The following is a 21,049-nucleotide window of genomic DNA, read 5'->3' as shown; positions in this document are numbered from 1 at the left end:
CAATGAAACAATTAATTACACTAACTCTTTTCTTACTAACCTTTACCGCATTTGCCCAAAAACCTTGTGAATATAGTGTCAATGTAAATGATTCTATCGGATCTTATAAAGTAACCAATGAATATTTAATGAGTGAAAAATATTTTGGCGGAAGCTTTAATTATATTTTCTTCTCTTTAGCACAAACTGATGGTCTGCCTACATTAAACCTTCAATCTATCCAAAAAAGCAAAGATTTTATTAAGGCAAATTGTTTTGATAAAAACTCGAAAATATTCTTGCAATTAGAAAACGGAAAAATTGTAACTCTCATGCACATTAATCAAGAAAACTGTGGCACACTTGTTCGTGATGACAAAGGTTTTGACAACCGAATCAATACTGGGATTTTTATGTTTATGAAAGACAATTATGAAGAGTTGAAAAAATCTCCAATTTCAATAATGCGAATTAAATATCTTACGAATACCGAAGATTATATCGTAAAACGAGAACTTACCTCGGAACTAACTGGAAAAGTGACTAATCCGAATACTTATTTTATGGACAATATCAGGTGCGTCGAGTAATTTTTAATCGCATTTCCATTTCTGATTGGAAACACTATCTTTTAAACCTGTTTTTAAATTATAATGCCACCACTCAGAATCAAAAGAGTTGAAACCATTTTTAATCATGGTCTTTTTTAAATAAGCTCTATTAGAAAGAATTTCTTTTGAAAGCTGTTTAAAATTATGACTCGCCATAATTCCAAAAAAATCAAAAGAAGTTCCCATATCGACTTCTTTTCCTGTTATATCTACTAAAGAAATGTCTACGGCTCCTCCTCTGTTATGAATGGAGCCTTTTTTTGGATCTGCCACATAAATAGGATCCGATACAATCTCCCACATTTTTTTCTGAATATCTAAAGGCCTATAACAATCATATAATTTGATTCTGTAGCCTTTCTTCAAAAAATCCTTATTGGCCGCAATTAAGGCTTTTACAGTTTTTAAACGAAGCATGCATTCAGCGCAATCATAAACTTTAGTTTTTAAGAAATTATCATCTGTGGCATATTTCATATCATAAACAAAATCGTTGCTATAATCTCTTAGATTTACAAACGCAGTATCAGAAATCTTAACTTCTGCAGGAGAAATGTAAACTTCATTCTGAGCTTGTAAAAAACCTATTCCTAAAAGAAAAAAGACTAAAATTTTGAAAGTATGATTCATTGTAAGACAATTTTAAAAATTGAAGTTAAACAAAAAATCTTAAAAATTGGTTCTTATGATAATATCTTAAATTTTTAAGTTTATTTTTTTCAATTCAAAACCCGTCATACATTACTTTCAAAACAAACATTATATTTAATATCTTTATGAAAATTAAACCATTACAACTTTGCAACTAAATTATTCATTCTAAAATCAGTTATATTATGAATTATAGAACCAAATACATTTCAATAGTTATTGCTAGCAGTTTAATCTTGTTTTCATGCAAAAAAGACATTGCAAAAGAAGTTCCTACAACAGATTCCACTTCTATAAAAACTGAGGCTTTAAAGACAGACAGCACTACTATAAATCCGAACGATACTTTATATAATTTAGTAGATAAAAGTGTCGTTGGAACACAGTTTTTAACTAAAAGCAGTTTGGCATCGAGATTAAAAAAATTGTTAGGATCTGATTACGATCAAATGGTAAAAAAATGGAATACGGAAACCCCTTTTGAAAAACAAGATAATATACTCCATGCTTGGGGTTGTAAGCAGCACGATTGTGGCACTTATTCTTATGATTTATACATTGATGTTAAAAACAATAAAATCAACGTCTATAAATTTTCAGAATCAAAATTGACCATTTTTAAAGAAGATAATTTTGAGATTGCAATAAAAGGTAACTTCTTGAAAGATCTAAATATCAAAAAAGAGAATACAGAAATTAAAAAATAATTACGATCATAAAAAAAGCGGCTTAAAAACCGCTTTTTTTTTATTAAATATTTTGAAAACTATATTTCTCCCGTAACTAAAATATTCTCTTTTACACCTTTGTCTTTGAGCATTCTAAAATGGGAACGAACTGCGTGATAAAACGGATACGAAGTGTAAGGCAGACCGTATTCCTCTGCATAACGTCTTATAATTGGCGTAATATAAGGATAATAGGTATGTCCAACTGCAGGAAAAAGATGATGCGCTACATGGTGTGTAAACCCGCCATAAAGAAAATTAGCCAATTTGCTTTCTGTACTAAAATCTTTAGTCACAATCATTTGGTGCATTACCCAAGTATCGGAAAGATTTCCGTCTTCATCCGCATGCGGAAAATGAGCATCTTCGTCAACGTGAGTTGAAACCAATGCCACTACGCCAAGCGCACTACCACATAAATGCATTGACAGCCACGCAAAAAGCACCATATACCAAGGCTGACTTAACAACATCATCGGGATAAAAAGCAAATAAACAAGATTGATGATCTTAGCAGCAAACAGTCTATACACTTCTTGTCTCGGAATTTTATCTACTACTTTTTTTACATAATTATCCTTTGTGCCAAAGAAATCTTTAAAATCTCTAATATAAAGCCAATTGAGGCTGTAAAAAGGATAAATAAACCACATATAAATGTGCTGATACTTATGATAATTAAACAGCGGACTATTTGGAAATATTCTAATAATATCGCTCTGTTTGATATCTACGTCCCAATCTGGTACGTTTGGATACGCATGATGCAGACTTATATGGCGTCGCATCCAAAGCCAGTGATTACTCCCGAAGAGTTCTAAAACATATAAAAACCATTCATTATGCTTTGGCTTTTTAAACAAAGCTCCATGTGCAGCATCATGAAAAGCATTTATAAACAAAACGATCATTGTAATTCCAGACAAAATGTAAAAAAGAAATAAAAAAGGTGTCTGGTTTCCGAAAATTAAAATACAGGCGTAGAACAAAAAAAATACTGCCAGAAGCCCTAAAGACTTCACAACGTTTAATACATACAAAGACGAGTTTTTTAAGACCGTTTCATTCACTTCTAAACGCATCTTTTTAAAAAAATCATCTGCTCCTGGTTTAACATAAACCGGTCGTTTTAATTTTTCCATATTGGTTACTGCTAGAAATTGTTAATCAAATTTAGTAAAAAAAAACTTAAACTGTAAGCGTAGATTTAAATAAAAAAGGAGTATTTTAAACAAAAAAACCACTCAAAAAGAGCGGTTTAATTAATACTGTGACATTTTAAATTGTTAGATACTTTTTGGAAAACATTCTATCATTCCTCAAACTTTTTGTCTGCCAGACGAAGGCGAATATTATGAATACGACCTTCAATTTCTTGTAAGTCATTCAAGATATTCTGCTTCTCGTACACTGGCCCAACTTCATTAACCTTATTTTGCTCATCGGCAAAAAGATCATTCAAATCCACATCTGGAAAATTTTTACTTAAGCTAATAATAAATTCAGAACCTATACTAGCTGTTCCGTGCAAATATCTTCCAATCATTGCAGGGCTAAATCCTAAAATTGCTCCTACTTCCTTTTGCTTTAATCCTTTATCCTTAAAGAATTTACTTAGTTTCTCGTGATACATCATTATTAAAATTCAAACAAAATATAGCTATAATATATTTTTTAACATAAAAAAGAATAAATAATATAATATTATTCTTACATTTACACGTAATAAAATACATACAAATAATTATTAGCAAATATATGTCAAAATTAATCAATAATAGCAATTTTAAAGAAGATAATTCTCACAATAAAAAAGCTTATGAATTTATAGATAAGCATTTACCCGTTACGTATGTGGATCTTACAATTGCTTGTATCGTAAAAAAAGGGCAGCCTGCTCCAAGTAAATCATTAATTCGAAACGTCAGAAATAAAACCATACTCAGAAACGACATTTTGCTTGCATTAGTAGAAGTTGCAAACGAGAATAAACTTGCAATAGAAAAAATAAAACTTTTAACCTCGCAATCTTAAAAACATACTACAACCATTTCAACCAAAGCCATTTATGACAACTCATCATAACAACCAAAAAGAAAATAACCATTCCGAATCTTTTCAAAACCAATTTAAGATCTCGTCCTCAAACGAAAACAATTTAGAAAACATTCCAAATTTATACGGAATGAGCCTCGAACAGTATATAGAAGGTCTTGAAATTCATTCTAGATGCTTTAATCAAATGGAAAATGTGAAAAGGATAATGAATTAAAAAAGTCCTAATCATTTCATAAAAATCACATCAAATACACATCATAAATTTTTAAATTAAGGCATAAACTCCTAATAAAACGTGCTCACATCCTATATTTCCTGCTTTTATTGCAAAACTATTTAGCGTAGAAAAATTTTCTCTTTTTTGTAATTTGCCACTTCTACCTAAAAACTAAAACCATGCTAAAACTCTGGAAACAACTAAGATGTGTTCTGATCGTTTTGTTTATTTCTATTTCAGCTTATAGCAAAACTATCATCCATGTAAATCAAGTTGGCTTTGATCCAAAAAGTCCAAAAATTGCTATTATTGAACATCAAAGCAATCTTTTGAATTCAACTTTTGACATTATAGATGCTGATTCTGGAAAAACGGTTTTCACCTCTAAAATTGGAAAGGCAGAAAGTGTCGACGACTGGAAACTGGGTAATTTTTATTATAAAGCCGACTTTTCTTCTTTTCAAAAACCAGGGAACTACAAAGTAGCATTCAAAATTGCAGATCAAATTTATACTTCAGCCCGTTTCTCAATTGAAGAAGACATATTGGCAAAACGAACCATTTCTTCTATTGTACAGTATTACAATAAACAAAGAGCCAATACTCCTGAAGAACTCGAAGCTGACAAAAATATGTTATTGTTTGGAAGCACAAAAAAGGTAGACGTTCACGGCGGATGGTGCGATGCGTCTGGAGATGTGAGCAAGTATTTTTCGCATTTAGCCTACGCTAATTTTGTATCGCCACAGCAGACCCCTTTGGTAACTTGGTCACTTATAAACACATCCGAAAGCATTTCAAAAAAGCTCGTACATTGGAAAATAAAAGATTCTCTCGATAACGAAGCCATTTGGGGTGCCGATTATATGATGCGCTGTCTTTCAGATGAAGATTATTTTTATATGATAGTTTTCAGCTATTTTGACAAAAACCCTGCAGCAAGAAGAATCGTAGGATTAAAAGCCAATAGCGTTACTACTGACGAATATCAATCTGCTTTTCGCGAAGGTGCCGGAATGGCAATAGCGTCACTTGCCAGAATTTCAAAATGGAATAAAAACGGTGATTTCACTTCAAAACAATATCTAGACGGAGCGAAAAGAGCTTATGCACACCTTTTAATCCATAACACAAAATATGATGACGACGGAAAAGAAAATATCATAGATGATTATTGTGCTTTGATGGCTTCTACGGAGTTATGGATTGCCACCAATGATAATTTTTATAAAGATGAAGCCAGAAAATGGGCTCATAAACTTGAAAATAGAATAACGGATAAAGGTTGGTTTGCAAGCAACGATGCAAATCGTCCGTTTTGGCATGCAGCCGACGCTGGTTTGCCTGTTGTCGCATTAACAAGATATCTAAAGAAAGAATCTGATCATAAAGAAAAAGCTGCTGCAGAAAATGTCATCAGAAAAGCTTTGGAATACAATTTAGCCGTTACAAACAACGTCACTAATCCGTTTGGTTACGCTAGGCAAAGTTTTTTATTTAATGATAAAATCCAAGACGGATTTTTTATTCCACATGATAATGAAACCGGCTGGTGGTGGCAAGGCGAAAATGCACGATTGGCTTCGTTGGCAACAGCAGCAATAGAAGGCGGAAAAAGCATTTCGCTTCAAAAAAACAACAGCACAAAAAAGTTGCTCGATTTGTATGCGTCGCAGCAGCTATCATGGATTTTAGGCTGCAATCCGTATTCTATGTGCTTTTTGTACAAATTTGGCGAGAATAATGTTCCTTACATGCATTCTAATTACGGACATGGATCTGAAAAAGGTGGTATTTCTAACGGAATTACGGGTAAAGATGGAAACGGAGATGGCTCCGGAATTGATTTTAAGACAGAAGACAAAGGAAATGAATGGCGCTGGACCGAACAATGGATTCCGCATTCTGCGTGGTTTTTACAAGCGATAACTGCAATGGTTGAACCCTAAATTAATTCGATTTAACAATTGATTCATGAAAAATTCAATAGTATATATTTTATTTCTTTTAAGCTGCTTCTTTCAGCAGGACTGCTTGGCCCAAAAGCATAAAAAACCACGATTTAAAGCTTTAGTTTTATATGAAAATGGCGGACATCATCTTCCGTTTACTAAAGCGGCTAAACCTTGGCTGAATAAACTCGCCATTGACAGCAGTTTTACCATTGACTATATCGAAAACACCAAAACAATCAATGAAAATCTTTTAAAACAATATCAAGTTTTCGTACAACTAGATTATCCTCCTTATACTTGGAGTGAAGAATCTATGCAGGCATTTCAGAAATACATGGACAGCGGAAAAGGCGGCTGGGTTGGTTTGCATCACGCTACTTTACTTGGAGAATTTGATGGATATCCAATGTGGAAATGGTTTTCTGATTTTATGGGCGGAATCAGATTTGTGAATTACATACCCGATTTTGCAAGCGGAAAAGTAAATGTAGAAGATAAATCTCATCCTGTAGCTAAAGGAATTCATTCTGATTTCATTATTCAAAAGGAAGAATGGTATACCTATGACAAAAGTCCGAGACCCAATGTTCATGTTTTGGCTTCAGTTGATGAATCTACCTATCAGCCTGATTCAAAAATAAAAATGGGAGATCATCCTGTAGTGTGGACAAACGATCATTTTGCTTCACGAAATGTTTATATTTTTATGGGACACGCACCAGAATTATTTGAAAATGAAGCATACACTACCCTACTTCGAAATTCCATTTTCTGGGCAGCAGGCAAAAAATAATTATTCTATTTTCAATGCATACCAGCCAAATGTTCGTAATTTAATTTTAAAAAACGAATCAGCTATAATTTTGTCTACTTTTTTCCAAGCTCCTTCCATAAGCTCTTCGGCCTCTTTGCGACATTCATGAATCGCGCCACAATCTTCCAGCAAAACGATTACTGATTTTATTATCTCATGATCTTTAGGCAAGGTTTGAATAGTCTTCCAAATATATTCCCTTTTATCTAGAGGCAATAAGCGCATTGCTTTTGCAACTGGCATAGTTATTTTTCCTGCTGTAATATCCTCTCCTTTATCTTTCAGATTGTTTTCATAGCCTTCCAAATTAAGCACATCATCCATTATTTGATAAGCAACCCCAATCGCTTCAAAAAAATTACCCAACGCATCTATTTCTTCTTCGTTTCCTCCTCCTATGATAGCTCCCATTTTAGCTAATGTACAAGCGGGAGCTGCGGTTTTTAAACGATGAATTGTATAAATTTTTTTTTCTAGCACAGAACTATCCCCACTATTCACGACCTCAGACATGAACGAATGAAGACCGCTTATATCCATTGCTTGTCCTGCATGGGCAACACGCATCATTTCAAAATACATTTCATATACTTTTAAACGGGTTTGATCTGCAAGCTTTGGACTGTATGTAAATAATTCTCCAATAAAATAACATACATTCCCCGTATTAATAGCAAGCGCTTCACCATATAAATGATGAAGAGCAGTTCCTCCTCTTCTTGTATCAGACCGATCCTGTACATCATCTACAATCAATGATCCTGTATGGATAAGTTCTGGCATAGCAAGCCAATCGATAAATGGTTGAGAATTTCCGCCAACGGCATCCATACAGGCTAGGAAAACATAAGAACGCCACGCTTTTTTACTACGATCTACTACTTCACGAATAGGCTTAATTACAGACGAAATATATTGCTCTTTATCTTCAGATGTAAAAAAATCAATCCCCAACGGACTATCAACTAATCTGTAGAATTGATCGTCAGTGGGATTTAAAGGCAACAGTGATTCTACCGACTTTTGAGTGGCTTTTCCAATACCCTTTAAAAAATTTTCAATGTTATCATTGGTATTAAACCCGTTTCTCTCTATGTATCCACATCCCGAAACTTGAGTTCCCATAAAATTTCCTGTAACGCTTACAGATCCCTCCCACAATGCAGGAGGAGAAAGAATGGTAATAAATTCTTGTTCAGGAAAATTAGCTGTTATAGAAAGATAAATATTCATTTTTGGAATTTCAAATTTCCATGAAATTGGGTAGGATACAAAAGTTCCGCTGCTTGTCCAGTATTGTTCAGGAACAAAACTAAAATCTTCTATACTGTTTTCGTTTCCATCTTTGTCAATTACAATTACAGTTCCTCCCAAAGGTTTCCCATTGTCTGTATTATCAAAAAGATTATAAGCCGATATTTGACAATCGTTATCCATTTGCAATGCAGCCCAATTCCATGCTACATCGTGTTTAAATTCTATTGCCGATGTTTCTTCTGCCGAACCACTAAACTCATGATCGTACCAGCCGCTTCCTTTAACTTCATAAATCTCGTCCCCTATTTTAATTTCCCCTCGGGCAATGCATTTCGGAATAAAATAATAAAACATATCTTCTTTTCTGATACCTCTAACCAATCCGTCCTTTCCGTGTCTTATTGGTTTTGTTAAAGGAACAAATTCAATATCGCATGTAATCCCATCAGATAAATTCTCAAGTTTTAAATGATAATTATTCTGATCATCTTTTTTAAAAGAGTTTCCATCATATTCAAGTAAAAGATCTTTTATTCCTACTTTAGCCGGTTCTTTCAAAAGTTTGTCTGGAAGCGGCAAATTCCCTTTTTCATATACCTCTTTTAAGGCGCGACGAACTAATTTATTTCCAACATTCTTTCCTTCATTTCTTTTAATAATTTTCAAAATTTCGGTTGGAGTTTCCTTATCAAGAAGAGAGTTTGAATAATATTTCCCATCTGTCAAATCTGACAGTGACCATATCATTGAATGCGTATGCTTATAATCTCCATACTCATCTTTCCCAAGAGTCAATCTAAAAAAAGAAGCAAATAACGAAAGCTTTTTACCTTCTTTTGAAACAACATGACAATTAAGATACCACCATTCTACAACAGAACTATGATGCGGTAAGTCGTGTATGTTTAAATCAATAAATCCCTCTTTAGGCCATGTTGAAGGATAATTTTCTAAAATAACTTTAAAATTCGTTTCTTGAGTAGATAATTCTTCTTTCATAGCTTCAGAGATATTAGTTGTAGTTATTTTCTTAAGAATAAAATTAAAGAAAAAAGAAACATATACACCTAAAAAACAAATACTTAACATTCAAATAACATATTTAAACTGCATAAAGGCTTGAACCTTGAACCATTTAGAAGATAAGCTCATTATTTAAATATTACACATAATTGCTATTTTTGCCAGTCATCAAAAAAATTAAACAATCAAGACTGTAATTCAAAAAGTAAATAAAACAGAGTATCCTGAACTGATTTCGGTTTGGGAATCGTCTGTAAAAGCGACGCACGACTTCTTAAAACCTGAAGATTTTATATTTTACAAAGAACTTATTCCAAACTTTTTCGACAATGTTTCTTTACACTGCATAAAAAATGACCAACAACAGATTATTGGTTTTGTTGGAACTCATGAAGAAAACTTAGAAATGCTGTTTGTAACGGCAGACCAAATAGGAAAAGGAATTGGCAAGAGATTATTACTATATGCAATTAATGAGCTTAAAATCTCAAAAGTTGATGTGAATAAAGAGAACCAAACAGCCACTTCATTTTATAAGCATTTTGGATTTGAAGTAAAATCTACCTCTGATTTAGACGGCTGCGACAAACCCTATCCGATTTTGCATTTAGAACTAACAAAAGAGCCACTTAACTAAAGTGGCTCTTTAAATTTTATAACAGACTATTTTTATTTTTTCCAGTATTTTAAAAACAGCTTATACAATTCATCTGCATTAATTTCAATTTCTGAAGCGGAATACATTATATTCAATTTCGAATTTTGTTCATCATAAGCCATTTTCCAAAGAAACTTAGAAACGCGGCCGTCATATTTAGCAATATTGTCAATCGCAATGGCAACCAAAGTATCACCTCCAACCTTCTTTAATTGCAAATCGGTAACATCTTGCCATTCTATTCTTCCAAAAGCTTTCGCGACTGGTGTCGTTCTCCCAGAAAAACCATTTGAATCTATTTGAATCAATGGAGACTTATCTTTTATACTAGCAAGCATTTTAAATGACAAAAGAAGCATTATCAATAGAATGGCGCCAGAAGCAATGGATAGTTTTATTTTAAATACTCCATCAAAAGTTCCTATACCGTATAAAAGCATAATCGCTAATAGAATGTTGACAGCACAAGCATACAAAAGTAAATTTCTGGTTTTCTTAAAGTTTCGGTATAATTTAATTTCTTCATTCATGGATTGCAGTAAAATTTTATTTATTGTAGAATTAAAAATGAAGAAGCAATTTAGTGCAAAATATATTAAAAAAGCAAGAAACGCACGTAGGTATTGACTTATTCACCAATCTAAACTGAACATTCCTATAGTTTTAAATCAAAGCTATCTGTCTTTCAGCCCACTGTTCATTTGACTGATAAAAGGAATAAGCTCAATACCGGTTTCAGATAGAGAATATCCAACTCATGGCTGCACATAGTAATTTATTGTGTACTCGCTAAAAATGTTATAAAAACAAAAAAGCCACTCGATTTGAGTGGCTTTTTGTGAACGCAGAAGGATTCGAACCTTCGACCGCCTGCTTAGAAGGCAGGTGCTCTATCCAGCTGAGCTATGCGTCCATTATTTCAATTGTAGTCGGGGTGGCAGGATTCGAACCTGCGGCCTCCTGCTCCCAAAGCAGGCGCGATAACCGGGCTACGCTACACCCCGAGGCAAAATTCAAGCGGAGAGACAGGGACTCGAACCCTGGCGACGGTTACCCGTCGACAGATTAGCAATCTGCTCCATTACCGCTCTGGCACCTCTCCTTGCTCAAGGAATTGCTTCCGTTTTGCGAGTGCAAATGTATAACAACATTCCTTTTCTCACAAGCTTTTTTTTGAGTTTTTTTAGTTTTTTTTCATCTTTTTTCAAAACCGCTTCACAATCAAACAAATAGAATTAACAAAAATTTCACCTTAAATTTAAAATTCACTATTCAATACAAAATTTGAATTTATTCAAATAAAGAGTAAATTTGCTTACTAACTATTATTAAACAGAAAATGAACAAAAGAGTTGTTATCGTTTCTGCCGTTAGAACACCTATCGGAAGTTTCATGGGCGGGCTATCTACTGTACCTGCACCAAAATTAGGCGCTGCCGCTATAAAAGGAGCCCTTTCAAAAATTAACCTTGACCCAAAATTAGTCGATGAAGTTTTCATGGGGAATGTAATTCAGGCAGGTGTTGGACAAGCGCCAGCGCGCCAAGCAGCACTTTTTGCTGGTCTGTCTGAAGAAGTTGCCGCTACAACAGTAAACAAAGTATGTGCTTCTGGAATGAAAGCCGTAATGTTTGCCGCTCAGGCAATCGCATGCGGTGACGCTGAAATTGTAGTAGCGGGCGGAATGGAAAGCATGAGTTTGATTCCTCACTATGTGCAAATGCGTGCCGGAAACAAATTTGGTTCTGCAACTATGCTTGACGGAATGCAGAAAGATGGTTTGACAGATGCTTACGACAACAACGCAATGGGAGTTTGCGCTGATTTGTGTGCCTCTGAATACAAAATCAGCCGTGAAGAACAAGACGCTTTCGCTATCCAATCATATGAAAGAAGTGCCAAAGCTTGGGATGCTGGAAAATTTGATAATGAAGTTGTTCCTGTTGAAGTGCCTCAAAGACGCGGCGAACCAATTATATTCTCTAAAGACGAAGAATATACTAATGTGAAATTAGATAAAATTCCATCTTTAGCACCTGTTTTTACAAAAGACGGAACTGTAACCGCTGCAAATGCTTCCACAATCAATGATGGGGCTGCGGCATTAGTTTTAATGTCTGAAGAAAAAGCAAATGCATTAGGTTTAAAACCATTAGCATACATAAAAGGATATGCAGATGCCGCGCAAGAACCAAAATGGTTTACAACAAGCCCTGCAAAAGCATTGCCAAAAGCCTTAGACAAAGCAGGGATCTCAATTTCAGATGTTGATTTCTTCGAATTCAATGAAGCCTTCTCTGTAGTTGGATTGGCCAATGCTAAAATTTTAAATTTAGATAACAACAAAGTAAACGTAAACGGTGGTGCTGTTTCTTTAGGACATCCTCTTGGAGCTTCTGGAGCACGTATTATTGTAACTTTACTGAATGTTTTAGAACAAAACAATGCAAAAACTGGAGCTGCTGCAATTTGCAACGGAGGCGGTGGCGCATCGGCAATTGTTATCGAAAGAGCGTAAAACAATATCATAAAAAATCAGGAGTTATAAACGTAACTCCTGATTTTAACTTTATAATTTTCCTTACATGTTTGGAATTTGCAATCTTGCCATAGTACCCGTTCGAGCTGAAGCTAGTGACAGAAGTGAAATCGTGACACAGCTTTTGTTTGGCGAACACATCGAAATTTTAGAACGCCATAATCAATGGGCTAGAATAAGAATTCAGTTTGACGACTACGAAGGCTGGGTCGATTCTAAACAATATCAAGAAATCACCAAAGAGCAATTTGATCTCTTGAGTAAAGAGTCAATTATTTTGAATGCAGATTTAATTGATTATATCACCGCTCCAAACAATCTACTGCTTCCAATTCCGCTTGGAGCCTCATTGTCTTTTTTAAACAACAGTGAAATCAATACTTCGAACTTTGATTTTGAAGGAACCAAAACTAGCGGCATCAAACCTAAAAGTGCATTAATCAAAACTGCTTTTATGTATTTGAATGCTCCCTATTTATGGGGCGGAAAAACACCATTTGGAATTGACTGTTCTGGATTTACTCAAATGGTTTATAAATTAAACGGCTATAAAATTCACCGAGATGCCTCTCAACAAGCACTTGAAGGAGAACCTTTAAGCTTTATTGAAGAATGCGAGCCAGGTGATTTGGCTTTCTTTGACAATGACGAAGGAAACATCACACATGTCGGAATCATTATGGAGAATAATTACATCATTCACGCAAGTGGAAAAGTGCGTATTGACCGTTTAGACCATACCGGAATTTACAATCCTGAATTAAACAAACACACTCATAAACTTCGTGTTATCAAAAAAATTATCTAATTAAAGTACGCGGATAAAACAGATTCGCTTTGCGAAAACGCGGATTTATATGGATTTCTTTTTTTCTCTCGCAGATTGAGCAGATTATGCTGATTTATTAAAAAAAATCTTTTAAAATCTGCCTAAATCATTTAAAATCTGCGTGAAATAAAAAGATCCTTTTAATCCTTAAATCTGTGGCGAAAAAATTTGTGCTAATTAGTGCAATCCGTGTTTAAGCACTCAATCGAATCGACTTTCTAAATTCAGACGGACTATAGCCTTTTTGTTTTCTAAAAAACTTATTAAAGTGGCTTTCATCCGTAAAACCAAATTCATACGCAATCTCATTAATACGCTTATCACTGAATTGCAGTCGATGTTCAATCAGTTTTGTTTTGTAATTACTGATATACTGTTGCATCGTTTCACTAGCATGCTTCTTAAAATAACGACCTAAATACGTATTCGAAATTCCGAAATAATCGCTAATTGATTCCGCTTTTATCTTTTCAGGATAATAAATATTATTCTGAATATATTGCAGAATATCCATCGCTTTGGCTTCAGTTCCAATATTAACCTGCTCAGGAAGATATTTTGCAATATTTCTTGCCACAATAATAATCAACGTATTCACCAATTGCTGAATCAATTCCTGATTGTAAACATCCTTATCCTGATGTTCACGGCAAATCGCTTCAATCATTACTTTCACTAAACATTTATCAGGATCATTTTTAAGAATACAACCCGGCTGATGATTGGCATTTTGAAGAATATATTCCAATCGCTGAATGTTTTCGTTTTGCAGACTCGAATTCTTCAAATAAATATCATTGAACCTCAAAAAGAAGAATTTCGTTTCGGTTTCAATGGTAAAATTATGACAATCCTCTGGCGTTAGTAAGAACAAATGCCCAGGATCATATTCAAAAATATTCTTATTAATACACTGTCTTCCTGTACCTTTAAGTATATATACTAATTCGAAAAAATTATGACGATCTCCAACATCTGGATATTCAGTTAGCGTCTCAAAAGAAACCGTAAAAGGTTCGTATAAGTTTTCTTTTTTCATAATTCCATTTATTTGAAGATGCAAATATACCTAAAAAAGACAAATATATACCAAATATGAATCATAAAAACAGTATAATTTTGCCTCGTCAAATTAATCAAAATAAAATTACAATCATGGAATATAGAAAATTAGGCAACTCAGAACTTGAATTATCAGCTATTACGTATGGTGCATTTGCTATTGGCGGAACCATGTGGGGCGGAACAGAAAAGAAAGATTCAATTGAATCTGTTCAGGCTTCAATCGACCATGGTGTTACTACAATCGACACCGCTCCTTTTTACGGATTTGGTTTAAGCGAAGAAATGATTGGTGAAGCTATAAAACCTTACAATCGTTCTAAAATTCAGCTGCTTACAAAATTCGGCTTGGTTTGGGACGGAAGCAACAACGGAAAAGGAGATTTCTTTTTCGACGCAGATGATAATGGCAAAAAAGTTCCAGTTTACAAATATTCATCAAAAGCAAACGTCATTAAGGAAGTTGAAGAAAGTTTAAAACGTCTTAAAACCGATTATATTGATTTACTACAAATTCACTGGCCAGACTCAACAACACCAATTTCTGAAACAATGGAAGCTGCTGAAAGCTTAATTCAGCAAGGAAAAATAAGAGCTTTCGGAGTAAGTAATTACAATGTCGCACAAATTCAGGAAGCACAAAAAATAATTCAAGTGGCTTCAAATCAAGTGGCATACAGCATGCTAAATCGCAAAATTGAAGAAGAACTAATTCCTTTCACAGTTGCAGAAAATATCGGAATCATTGCTTACAGTCCTATGGAAAGAGGTTTATTGACTGGAAAATATTTCACTGACAGCAAATTAAAAGAAAACGATCACAGAAACGGATATTTCAATCAATTTGATCTTCAAAAAGTAAAAACTTTGGTTGAAGAATTAACTTCTTTAGCACACGCAAAAGAAGCAAGCTTATCACAATTGGTTTTACGCTGGACAAGTTTACAAAAAGGAATTTCAATTGTGTTAGCTGGAGCAAGAAACGCAGAACAAGCCATTTCAAATGCCAAAACAATGGATTTCGATTTATCAGCTTCAGAATTGGAATTTATCAATCAAGCGATTTCTAAAATAAAATAATTCTCTTTTTTAACACATAGAAATATAGTCTCACATTGTCTACAAAGGCGTTTCACTTGCATCAACTAACAGAGAGCTATGTGTTAGAAACTAGTTTCTTTCCATTCCCTTTCCAGAAAGAAAAATCTATGTTTCTATGTGTTAAAAAAAAATCTCAACAATTAAAATAATTTGGGCGTGTTTCGCCGTGGCGAACCGGGCTATCCGCTAAATCTTTTTCTTTTTAAAGAAAAAAGAAAAAGAATATCGCTCCTATCCCTCACGCGTCCGTTTTCATAAGAACAATTGAAATGAAAAAGATATTTATAATTAACGGCGGACAAAAATTCGCACATTCAGGAGGAAAATTCAACAAAACCGTTCAGGATTGGACAGTCGAGTTTCTTTCAAAAAACAACGATTACGAAATAAAAACAACGCACATCGAAGATCAAATCGATTTACAAGAAGAAGTAGAAAAATTCGTCTGGGCAGATTTAATTATTTACCACACACCAGTTTGGTGGTTTCAATTGCCAAACCTTTTCAAAAAATACATCGACGATGTTTTCACACAAGGACACAACAACGGAATCTACAAAAGCGACGGGAGAAGCCGTGTAAATCCAGACATCAATTACGGAACTGGCGGACTTCTGCACGGACGCAAGTACATGCTAACCACAAGTTGGAACGCACCTGCAACGGCTTTTACGCTCCCTGGAGAATTCTTCGAAGAAACTTCTGTTGATGACGGCGTAATGTTCGGATTCCACAAAATGAACAAATTCACAGGAATGGAAAAAATAGACGGATTCCATTTCCATGATGTTGAAAAAGGTGCAACACCAGAAAATATTGCTATCTTTAAAGAGAATTATACGAAACATTTAGAGCAAACTTTTAAAAACTTATAATTATGATTTCGATTACAGCAATTTTAAAAAGTAAACCAGAGCATTTAATTGAAGTTCAAAACCTGCTGACACATCTAGTAACCGAAACTAGAAAAGAAGCTGCATGTATTCGTTACGATTTACACACTTCCGAAAATGTTTTTATTCTTTGGGAAGAATGGAAAGATCAGCCAGGGCTAGACTTGCACAATAATCAATCTTATTTGCAAGAATTCATCAAAAAAACCGAAAATCTAGTTTCGAGCCCAATTCAGGTTTACAAAACCGCGCAGATTCTATAAATTTCTTCCTGCAAGGTTTTCAAAACCTTGCAGGTATAATTTAAAACCTTCACAAAAAAGACCTACAAGGTTTTGAAAACCTTGCAGGAAAAGCTAAATTGCTTAAAATTGAGAAACCTATATTTTATGAGCAATTATCATCTTGCCGAAATTAATATTGCCAAAATGAAAGGAGTCGACATCAACGACCCAATCATGAAAGAATTTGTAGATAATTTAGATGCTGTAAACACTTTAGCAGAAGAAAGCGAAGGTTTTGTTTGGCGCTTAAAAGACGAAACCGACAATGCTACAAGTCTTAATCCATACAATGACGAACAAATTATTATCAATGTTTCCGTTTGGGAAAATATAGAAACATTGGAACATTATATGTACAAAACTTTTCACAGCGACTTTTTAAGACGTAGAAAAGAATGGTTTCATAAATTTGGAAAAGCGCATACCGCGATGTGGTGGATTCCAAAAGGACATATTCCGACACTTGAAGAAGCCGTAGAAAAATTAGATCACCTACAAAAAAACGGCCCATCAGAATTAGTTTTCGATTTAAGAAACAAATTTTCGATGCCTCTTAACGTATAATTTCTTCGCCACGAATTACACTAATTTCACTAATTATCACTTTAGGAATTAAAAATTAATTCGTGGAAATTCGCGTAATTCGTGGCAGAAAAAAATCTTTACTTAATCCCTCCAAAAGCTCCGAAACACATGTTTTTATGCAAAATTTCTACTTTTGAAAATCCTACTTTTTTCATCAAATCCAATTGGTAATTCATAGATCTTGGAGAATCTTCTTTTTCAATATAATCTAAAACCTTCTGGCGATACTCCATCCCTCCTATTCCTTCCAAATATTCGCCATAGCGTTGCCAAGTATATTCGTTTAATAATTCTGTATCTTGGGTGATCAAATCAGAAATCATCAAACAACCACCCGTTTTTAATAACTTGAATAATTTGGTAAAAGTCATTTCCCAATCTTGATCATCTCTTAAATGATGCAAAACTGCTCCTGCCAAAATAATATCAAAACTGTTTTCTTCTAAATCTATTTCTCGAATATCGCCTTGTTTGATTTCTACTTTTCCGTTCGTTTCTGCTGAAACTCGTTCAAAAGCACGATCCAACATGGGCAAACTCAAATCGACCAAAGTGCAGTTTAAGTTCGGCACTTTAGACAACATCATTAAAGTATAATTTCCGGCTCCACATCCGACATCTAAGACGTTTTTGGCATTTGGAACAATGCGTTTTGAAGCTTCGGTTATTAATTCCAAAGAAATAGTAGCGTCAATTGTTGCCACTTGCCCTGTTTCTAAGTTTGAAAATCGTTCGACATCATTGTCAAATCGTTCTTTGATTTCTTCGATGGTTGATTTTTTCATGGTCTTTGTTTTTTTTTTAAATTTTTTCACGCTCCCGATAGCTATCGGAATTAAAAGAGATTAAAGCAGATTTAAAAATGATTTTCTTTTTACTCTTTATTCAAATAAAAAAATTTGCTTCGATCAGTTTAAATCTGTTAAATCTGCAAGAAACTTTTTTTTCTTCCTCTTTAATCTCCCGCAGATTAAGCAGATTGAGCGAATCTTTTTGCTATTATATGATTGGAATATTATTATGATTAAGATGATTTATCTAAAAATTAATAATCTGCTTTATCTGCTCAATCTGCGAGAGAATTATTTTGTTTTAAAAAGTGATACGTTTTTTGTTATGGGTTATTCGTTACAACTCGCACTTTTAACGTTTCACTTCTAACATTTAACTTAAAATCAAAACTATCGCTTTCATAAATACTTTAAAAATACTATTTTTATCAATTAATAATACTTTAAAAGTATCATGGAATTACGTCACTTAAAATATTTTTTGGCTGTCGCCGAAGAACTGAACTTTACCAAAGCTTCGGAAAAACTCTTTATTTCGCAACCGCCGTTAAGCCGTCAAATTGCAGAATTGGAAGAAGAACTTCAAGCAAAACTTTTCATTCGAAACAATAAAAAAGTAGAATTGACCGAAGCCGGAAAATATTTTAAGGAAGAAGTTACCGCTCTTTTTCAAAATTTAGAACGCATTTCAGTCAAAACAAAGAAGATTGCAGAGAATGTTTCTGGCGAATTCAGAATCGCATATATCAGTTCGATTTATTCGGCTGTTATTTCCGATTTAATAAAACATCTGAAAGCAAAATTTCCTTATGTCAATTTCAAACTTTTCGAAATATCCACCACCAAACAGATTGATGCTTTAGAAAAAGGAAAAATCGAAATGGGAATTATACGATCGCCTATTCATTCGCCCAAAATAAAATCACATTTATGGTTTAAAGATGGTTTTTCGTTGGTTTACAATAAAAAATCGGTTCAGATAAAATCGGAAAATGAGATTACAAATTTAAAAGACGAAACTTTTGTTTTCTTCAATAAGGATTACGCACCGCATTATCATGAAGTTTTATTGGAACTTTGTGCTTTTTATGGCTTTACGCCAAAGATCATTCACGAAGCGAATAACATTAATTCAATCGTACAATTAATAAAAAACGAATTGGGAATTTCGATTGTGCCATCGAATATTGCAAAGAATAATCAAGATTCGGAGATTGGTTTTATTGAATTAAAAAAGGTCAATCTATTTACGAATGTCTCGTTGATTACTTCGAAAGATGATCATTCTGAAATCACGCAATCTGCTGTTGCCTTTTTATTGCCGCAAAGACGCTAGGACACTAAGTTTTTTTGCCACAGATTATAATGATTAAAAGGATTTCTTCTCATTTTTGTCATTTCGACGAAGGAGAAATCTCCACGAGAAGCTCTACAAAGGATGGCTTATAACAACGGAGCCACTTACGAAGATTTCTCCTTCGTCCAAATGACAAACTTTATGAGAAACATCTGCAGAATCTGCTTAAATCTTATAAAATCTGCGTGAAATAAATACTTTGCGTCTTAGCGTTTTCGTGTCCATAACAAAAATTCGTTACAATTTAGTACAGAAATCCATATCAGAAAAACAGAACTTTTAAATACCTTAGCAAATTATAATTCCATTCAATAAAATTTCAATAAAAATGGCTGAACAATCTTCAATTCAGTGTCCAAACTGCGGAACTCCAATCGATGTCAACGATGTTTTAAAACATCAGTTGGAAGATAGCATTCGAAAAGAATTCCAGCAAAAAGCCAATATCCAAAACCGTGAATTAGAGCTTAAAAACGAACAATTAGAAAAAGCCAAAGCCGAATTTGAAGCCAAAAAGAAACAAGAAAACGAACTTTTTGCCGAACGTTTAGAACGCGAGAAAAAAGCAGCTGAAAAAGAAATTTCTGAAAAGCTAAAAGCCAAACTCGAAGAAGAAAACAAAGATCGCTTGCTTTTAATGGAAAAAGAACTCTCTGAAAAATCGGAAAAAATCAGGGAATTAAATAAAATGGAAGGTGAAATCGCCAAATTACAGCGCGAAAAACTGGAAATGAAAGAAGCGATTCAAGCCGAAGCCGAAAAGCAGTTAAATGCGCAATTGGCTTTGGAACGTGAAAAAATCAGAAAACAAGAAGACGATAAAAACGAACTGAAATTCAAAGAACTTCAGAAACAGCTAGAAGAACAAAAAAAGCTGACTGAAGAAATGAAACGCAAGCAAGAACAAGGTTCGATGCAATTGCAAGGCGAAGTAATGGAATTAGCGATTGAAGAATGGCTGGCTAACAATTTCCCGCTTGACAGCATTGATGAAGTTAAAAAAGGAGCCAACGGTGCCGACTGTCTTCAAATTGTAAACACGCGCGAGCATCAAAACTGCGGTTCTATTTATTACGAAAGCAAAAGAACCAAAGCGTTTCAGCCTTCTTGGATTGAGAAATTCAAAAATGACATTAGAACTAAAAGAGCCAATATTGGAGTTCTGGTTACTGAAGTAATGCCTTCTGGAATGGAAAGAATGGGCATGCGCGACGGAATCTGGATTTGCACCTATGAAGAATTTAAAGGTTTAAGCGCTGTTTTACGTCAGTCCTTAATTCAAATAAATCAGGCGGTTCAAGCGCAAGAAAACAAAGGCGATAAAATGTCAATGTTGTACGATTTCTTAACCAGCAACGAATTCCGTTTGCAGATTGAAGGAATTGTTGAAGGTTTTACTCAAATGCAGAGCGATCTGGACTCCGAAAAAAGAGCCATGCAGAGAATATGGAAACAAAGAGAAAAACAAATTGAAAAAGTAGTTCATAATACTTTAGGAATGTATGGTTCAATTCGCGGTATTGCCGGAAATGCGGTTCAGAGCGTGAAAGCTTTAGAACTGGATTTTATTGAAGGTGAAGAAGCTGAAGATGATGAACCTAAGGAATTGTTTGAATAATTAAGAAATACTTTAACAGCAACATTTTCAAAACAATAT

22 protein-coding genes and 3 tRNA genes are annotated in these 21,049 nt (G+C 34.1%); 15 read left to right on the top strand and 10 right to left on the bottom strand.

The features are described from left to right. Positions 1-2 precede the first annotated feature (2 nt). Positions 3-569 (top strand): hypothetical protein, encoded by a 567-nt coding sequence (locus GR162_RS20510; RefSeq protein WP_008468792.1) that lies wholly within the window; start codon positions 3-5, stop codon positions 567-569. A gap of 3 nt (positions 570-572) precedes the next feature. On the opposite strand, the gene GR162_RS20505 is transcribed toward GR162_RS20510, so the two are convergent. Further along, positions 573-1,220 (bottom strand): M15 family metallopeptidase, encoded by a 648-nt coding sequence (locus GR162_RS20505; RefSeq protein ID WP_119792009.1) that lies wholly within the window; start codon positions 1,218-1,220, stop codon positions 573-575. 206 nt (positions 1,221-1,426) lie between these two features. Here GR162_RS20505 and GR162_RS20500 point away from each other — a divergent pair, with 206 nt between their 5' ends. Next, positions 1,427-1,948, top strand: a complete 522-nt coding sequence (locus tag GR162_RS20500; RefSeq protein ID WP_160783647.1) for a hypothetical protein — start codon at positions 1,427-1,429, stop codon at positions 1,946-1,948. A gap of 59 nt (positions 1,949-2,007) precedes the next feature. Here GR162_RS20500 and GR162_RS20495 read toward each other — a convergent pair whose 3' ends face one another. Further along, the gene (locus GR162_RS20495) at positions 2,008-3,111 is read right to left on the bottom strand and encodes a fatty acid desaturase (RefSeq protein WP_008468785.1); all 1,104 of its coding nucleotides are present in this window, start codon (positions 3,109-3,111) and stop codon (positions 2,008-2,010) included. Positions 3,112-3,281: 170 nt separating this feature from the next. Next, complete coding sequence (locus tag GR162_RS20490; protein ID WP_119792011.1) at positions 3,282-3,605, bottom strand: helix-turn-helix domain-containing protein; 324 nt, start codon at positions 3,603-3,605, stop codon at positions 3,282-3,284. 122 nt (positions 3,606-3,727) lie between these two features. Between GR162_RS20490 and GR162_RS20485 the strand changes: the two genes are divergently transcribed. The 4 genes from GR162_RS20485 to GR162_RS20470 all read left to right on the top strand — a co-directional run bounded on the left by GR162_RS20485 (position 3,728) and on the right by GR162_RS20470 (position 6,992). Beyond that, a complete protein-coding gene (locus GR162_RS20485; RefSeq protein WP_008468781.1) occupies positions 3,728-4,003 on the top strand; it encodes a hypothetical protein in 276 nt (91 codons plus the stop codon). Positions 4,004-4,037: 34 nt separating this feature from the next. Then, complete coding sequence (locus GR162_RS20480) at positions 4,038-4,241, top strand: hypothetical protein (protein ID WP_160783646.1); 204 nt, start codon at positions 4,038-4,040, stop codon at positions 4,239-4,241. Between the two features lie 182 nt (positions 4,242-4,423). Next, positions 4,424-6,193 carry a glycoside hydrolase family 9 protein gene (locus tag GR162_RS20475; protein ID WP_160783645.1) on the top strand — a complete coding sequence of 590 codons (1,770 nt, stop codon included), beginning with the start codon at positions 4,424-4,426 and terminating at the stop codon, positions 6,191-6,193. A 25-nt stretch (positions 6,194-6,218) separates the two neighbouring features. Continuing rightward, positions 6,219-6,992, top strand: a complete 774-nt coding sequence (locus GR162_RS20470; protein ID WP_160783644.1) for a ThuA domain-containing protein — start codon at positions 6,219-6,221, stop codon at positions 6,990-6,992. Here the strand turns inward: GR162_RS20470 and GR162_RS20465 are convergent, their stop codons facing one another. Next, complete coding sequence (locus tag GR162_RS20465) at positions 6,993-9,269, bottom strand: polyprenyl synthetase family protein (protein ID WP_160783643.1); 2,277 nt, start codon at positions 9,267-9,269, stop codon at positions 6,993-6,995. It lies immediately after the preceding gene. Positions 9,270-9,477: 208 nt separating this feature from the next. Between GR162_RS20465 and GR162_RS20460 the strand changes: the two genes are divergently transcribed. Beyond that, complete coding sequence (locus GR162_RS20460; protein WP_160783716.1) at positions 9,478-9,930, top strand: GNAT family N-acetyltransferase; 453 nt, start codon at positions 9,478-9,480, stop codon at positions 9,928-9,930. A 32-nt stretch (positions 9,931-9,962) separates the two neighbouring features. Here the strand turns inward: GR162_RS20460 and GR162_RS20455 are convergent, their stop codons facing one another. From GR162_RS20455 to GR162_RS20440, 4 genes are all read right to left on the bottom strand, one after another. Continuing rightward, the gene (locus GR162_RS20455) at positions 9,963-10,481 is read right to left on the bottom strand and encodes an STM3941 family protein (protein ID WP_160783642.1); all 519 of its coding nucleotides are present in this window, start codon (positions 10,479-10,481) and stop codon (positions 9,963-9,965) included. Between the two features lie 309 nt (positions 10,482-10,790). After that, positions 10,791-10,864: transfer RNA gene (locus GR162_RS20450), tRNA-Arg, on the bottom strand. Between the two features lie 16 nt (positions 10,865-10,880). Next, positions 10,881-10,955: transfer RNA gene (locus GR162_RS20445), tRNA-Pro, on the bottom strand. 14 nt (positions 10,956-10,969) lie between these two features. Beyond that, positions 10,970-11,053, bottom strand: a tRNA-Ser gene (locus GR162_RS20440). A 237-nt stretch (positions 11,054-11,290) separates the two neighbouring features. Between GR162_RS20440 and GR162_RS20435 the strand changes: the two genes are divergently transcribed. Together GR162_RS20435 and GR162_RS20430 are read left to right on the top strand one after the other, a co-directional pair. Continuing rightward, positions 11,291-12,469: an acetyl-CoA C-acyltransferase gene (locus tag GR162_RS20435; RefSeq protein ID WP_160783641.1), complete on the top strand. Its 1,179-nt coding sequence runs from the start codon at positions 11,291-11,293 to the stop codon at positions 12,467-12,469. 67 nt (positions 12,470-12,536) lie between these two features. Next, positions 12,537-13,298 carry a C40 family peptidase gene (locus GR162_RS20430; protein ID WP_160783640.1) on the top strand — a complete coding sequence of 254 codons (762 nt, stop codon included), beginning with the start codon at positions 12,537-12,539 and terminating at the stop codon, positions 13,296-13,298. A gap of 214 nt (positions 13,299-13,512) precedes the next feature. On the opposite strand, the gene GR162_RS20425 is transcribed toward GR162_RS20430, so the two are convergent. Beyond that, positions 13,513-14,358 carry an AraC family transcriptional regulator gene (locus tag GR162_RS20425; protein WP_066034063.1) on the bottom strand — a complete coding sequence of 282 codons (846 nt, stop codon included), beginning with the start codon at positions 14,356-14,358 and terminating at the stop codon, positions 13,513-13,515. A gap of 116 nt (positions 14,359-14,474) precedes the next feature. Here GR162_RS20425 and GR162_RS20420 point away from each other — a divergent pair, with 116 nt between their 5' ends. The 4 genes from GR162_RS20420 (at position 14,475) to GR162_RS20405 (ending at position 17,223) form a co-directional block, all read left to right on the top strand. After that, entirely contained in the window at positions 14,475-15,461 is a 987-nt protein-coding gene (locus GR162_RS20420; protein ID WP_160783639.1) for an aldo/keto reductase, read from the top strand. A gap of 290 nt (positions 15,462-15,751) precedes the next feature. Further along, the gene (locus GR162_RS20415; RefSeq protein WP_160783638.1) at positions 15,752-16,357 is read left to right on the top strand and encodes an NAD(P)H-dependent oxidoreductase; all 606 of its coding nucleotides are present in this window, start codon (positions 15,752-15,754) and stop codon (positions 16,355-16,357) included. Positions 16,358-16,359: 2 nt separating this feature from the next. Then, the gene (locus tag GR162_RS20410; protein WP_160783637.1) at positions 16,360-16,638 is read left to right on the top strand and encodes a putative quinol monooxygenase; all 279 of its coding nucleotides are present in this window, start codon (positions 16,360-16,362) and stop codon (positions 16,636-16,638) included. A gap of 126 nt (positions 16,639-16,764) precedes the next feature. Then, positions 16,765-17,223: a DUF3291 domain-containing protein gene (locus GR162_RS20405; RefSeq protein WP_160783636.1), complete on the top strand. Its 459-nt coding sequence runs from the start codon at positions 16,765-16,767 to the stop codon at positions 17,221-17,223. Positions 17,224-17,321: 98 nt separating this feature from the next. On the opposite strand, the gene GR162_RS20400 is transcribed toward GR162_RS20405, so the two are convergent. Next, positions 17,322-18,029: a class I SAM-dependent methyltransferase gene (locus GR162_RS20400; RefSeq protein ID WP_160783635.1), complete on the bottom strand. Its 708-nt coding sequence runs from the start codon at positions 18,027-18,029 to the stop codon at positions 17,322-17,324. A gap of 460 nt (positions 18,030-18,489) precedes the next feature. On the opposite strand from GR162_RS20400, the gene GR162_RS20395 reads away from it, so the two are divergent. Both GR162_RS20395 and GR162_RS20390 read left to right on the top strand, forming a co-directional pair. After that, on the top strand, positions 18,490-19,371 hold the full coding sequence (locus GR162_RS20395; RefSeq protein WP_160783634.1) for a LysR family transcriptional regulator: 882 nt from the start codon (positions 18,490-18,492) through the stop codon (positions 19,369-19,371). A 349-nt stretch (positions 19,372-19,720) separates the two neighbouring features. Next, positions 19,721-21,010, top strand: a complete 1,290-nt coding sequence (locus tag GR162_RS20390) for a DUF2130 domain-containing protein (RefSeq protein ID WP_160783633.1) — start codon at positions 19,721-19,723, stop codon at positions 21,008-21,010. The last annotated feature ends 39 nt before the right edge of the window (positions 21,011-21,049 follow it).

It is taken from the genome of Flavobacterium sp. HBTb2-11-1 (assembly GCF_009826975.1).
Lineage (GTDB): Bacteria > Bacteroidota > Bacteroidia > Flavobacteriales > Flavobacteriaceae > Flavobacterium.
Note: the sequence above shows the minus strand (reverse complement) of the source record. Positions and strands in the feature narration are given on the sequence as shown.

Bases quoted from the DNA above. Each gene is read 5' to 3' on its own strand.
- GR162_RS20490 (WP_119792011.1), bottom strand. From the start codon at position 3,605: ATGATGTATCACGAGAAACTAAGTAAATTCTTTAAGGATAAAGGATTA.
- GR162_RS20485 (WP_008468781.1), top strand. From the start codon at position 3,728: ATGTCAAAATTAATCAATAATAGCAATTTTAAAGAAGATAATTCTCAC.
- GR162_RS20475 (WP_160783645.1), top strand. From the start codon at position 4,424: ATGCTAAAACTCTGGAAACAACTAAGATGTGTTCTGATCGTTTTGTTT.
- GR162_RS20425 (WP_066034063.1), bottom strand. From the start codon at position 14,358: ATGAAAAAAGAAAACTTATACGAACCTTTTACGGTTTCTTTTGAGACG.
- GR162_RS20395 (WP_160783634.1), top strand. From the start codon at position 18,490: ATGGAATTACGTCACTTAAAATATTTTTTGGCTGTCGCCGAAGAACTG.
- GR162_RS20390 (WP_160783633.1), top strand. From the start codon at position 19,721: ATGGCTGAACAATCTTCAATTCAGTGTCCAAACTGCGGAACTCCAATC.
- GR162_RS20435 (WP_160783641.1), top strand. From the start codon at position 11,291: ATGAACAAAAGAGTTGTTATCGTTTCTGCCGTTAGAACACCTATCGGA.
- GR162_RS20465 (WP_160783643.1), bottom strand. From the start codon at position 9,269: ATGAAAGAAGAATTATCTACTCAAGAAACGAATTTTAAAGTTATTTTA.
- GR162_RS20495 (WP_008468785.1), bottom strand. From the start codon at position 3,111: ATGGAAAAATTAAAACGACCGGTTTATGTTAAACCAGGAGCAGATGAT.
- GR162_RS20505 (WP_119792009.1), bottom strand. From the start codon at position 1,220: ATGAATCATACTTTCAAAATTTTAGTCTTTTTTCTTTTAGGAATAGGT.
- GR162_RS20420 (WP_160783639.1), top strand. From the start codon at position 14,475: ATGGAATATAGAAAATTAGGCAACTCAGAACTTGAATTATCAGCTATT.
- GR162_RS20405 (WP_160783636.1), top strand. From the start codon at position 16,765: ATGAGCAATTATCATCTTGCCGAAATTAATATTGCCAAAATGAAAGGA.
- GR162_RS20430 (WP_160783640.1), top strand. From the start codon at position 12,537: ATGTTTGGAATTTGCAATCTTGCCATAGTACCCGTTCGAGCTGAAGCT.
- GR162_RS20510 (WP_008468792.1), top strand. From the start codon at position 3: ATGAAACAATTAATTACACTAACTCTTTTCTTACTAACCTTTACCGCA.
- GR162_RS20400 (WP_160783635.1), bottom strand. From the start codon at position 18,029: ATGAAAAAATCAACCATCGAAGAAATCAAAGAACGATTTGACAATGAT.
- GR162_RS20470 (WP_160783644.1), top strand. From the start codon at position 6,219: ATGAAAAATTCAATAGTATATATTTTATTTCTTTTAAGCTGCTTCTTT.
- GR162_RS20500 (WP_160783647.1), top strand. From the start codon at position 1,427: ATGAATTATAGAACCAAATACATTTCAATAGTTATTGCTAGCAGTTTA.
- GR162_RS20410 (WP_160783637.1), top strand. From the start codon at position 16,360: ATGATTTCGATTACAGCAATTTTAAAAAGTAAACCAGAGCATTTAATT.
- GR162_RS20455 (WP_160783642.1), bottom strand. From the start codon at position 10,481: ATGAATGAAGAAATTAAATTATACCGAAACTTTAAGAAAACCAGAAAT.
- GR162_RS20415 (WP_160783638.1), top strand. From the start codon at position 15,752: ATGAAAAAGATATTTATAATTAACGGCGGACAAAAATTCGCACATTCA.
- GR162_RS20480 (WP_160783646.1), top strand. From the start codon at position 4,038: ATGACAACTCATCATAACAACCAAAAAGAAAATAACCATTCCGAATCT.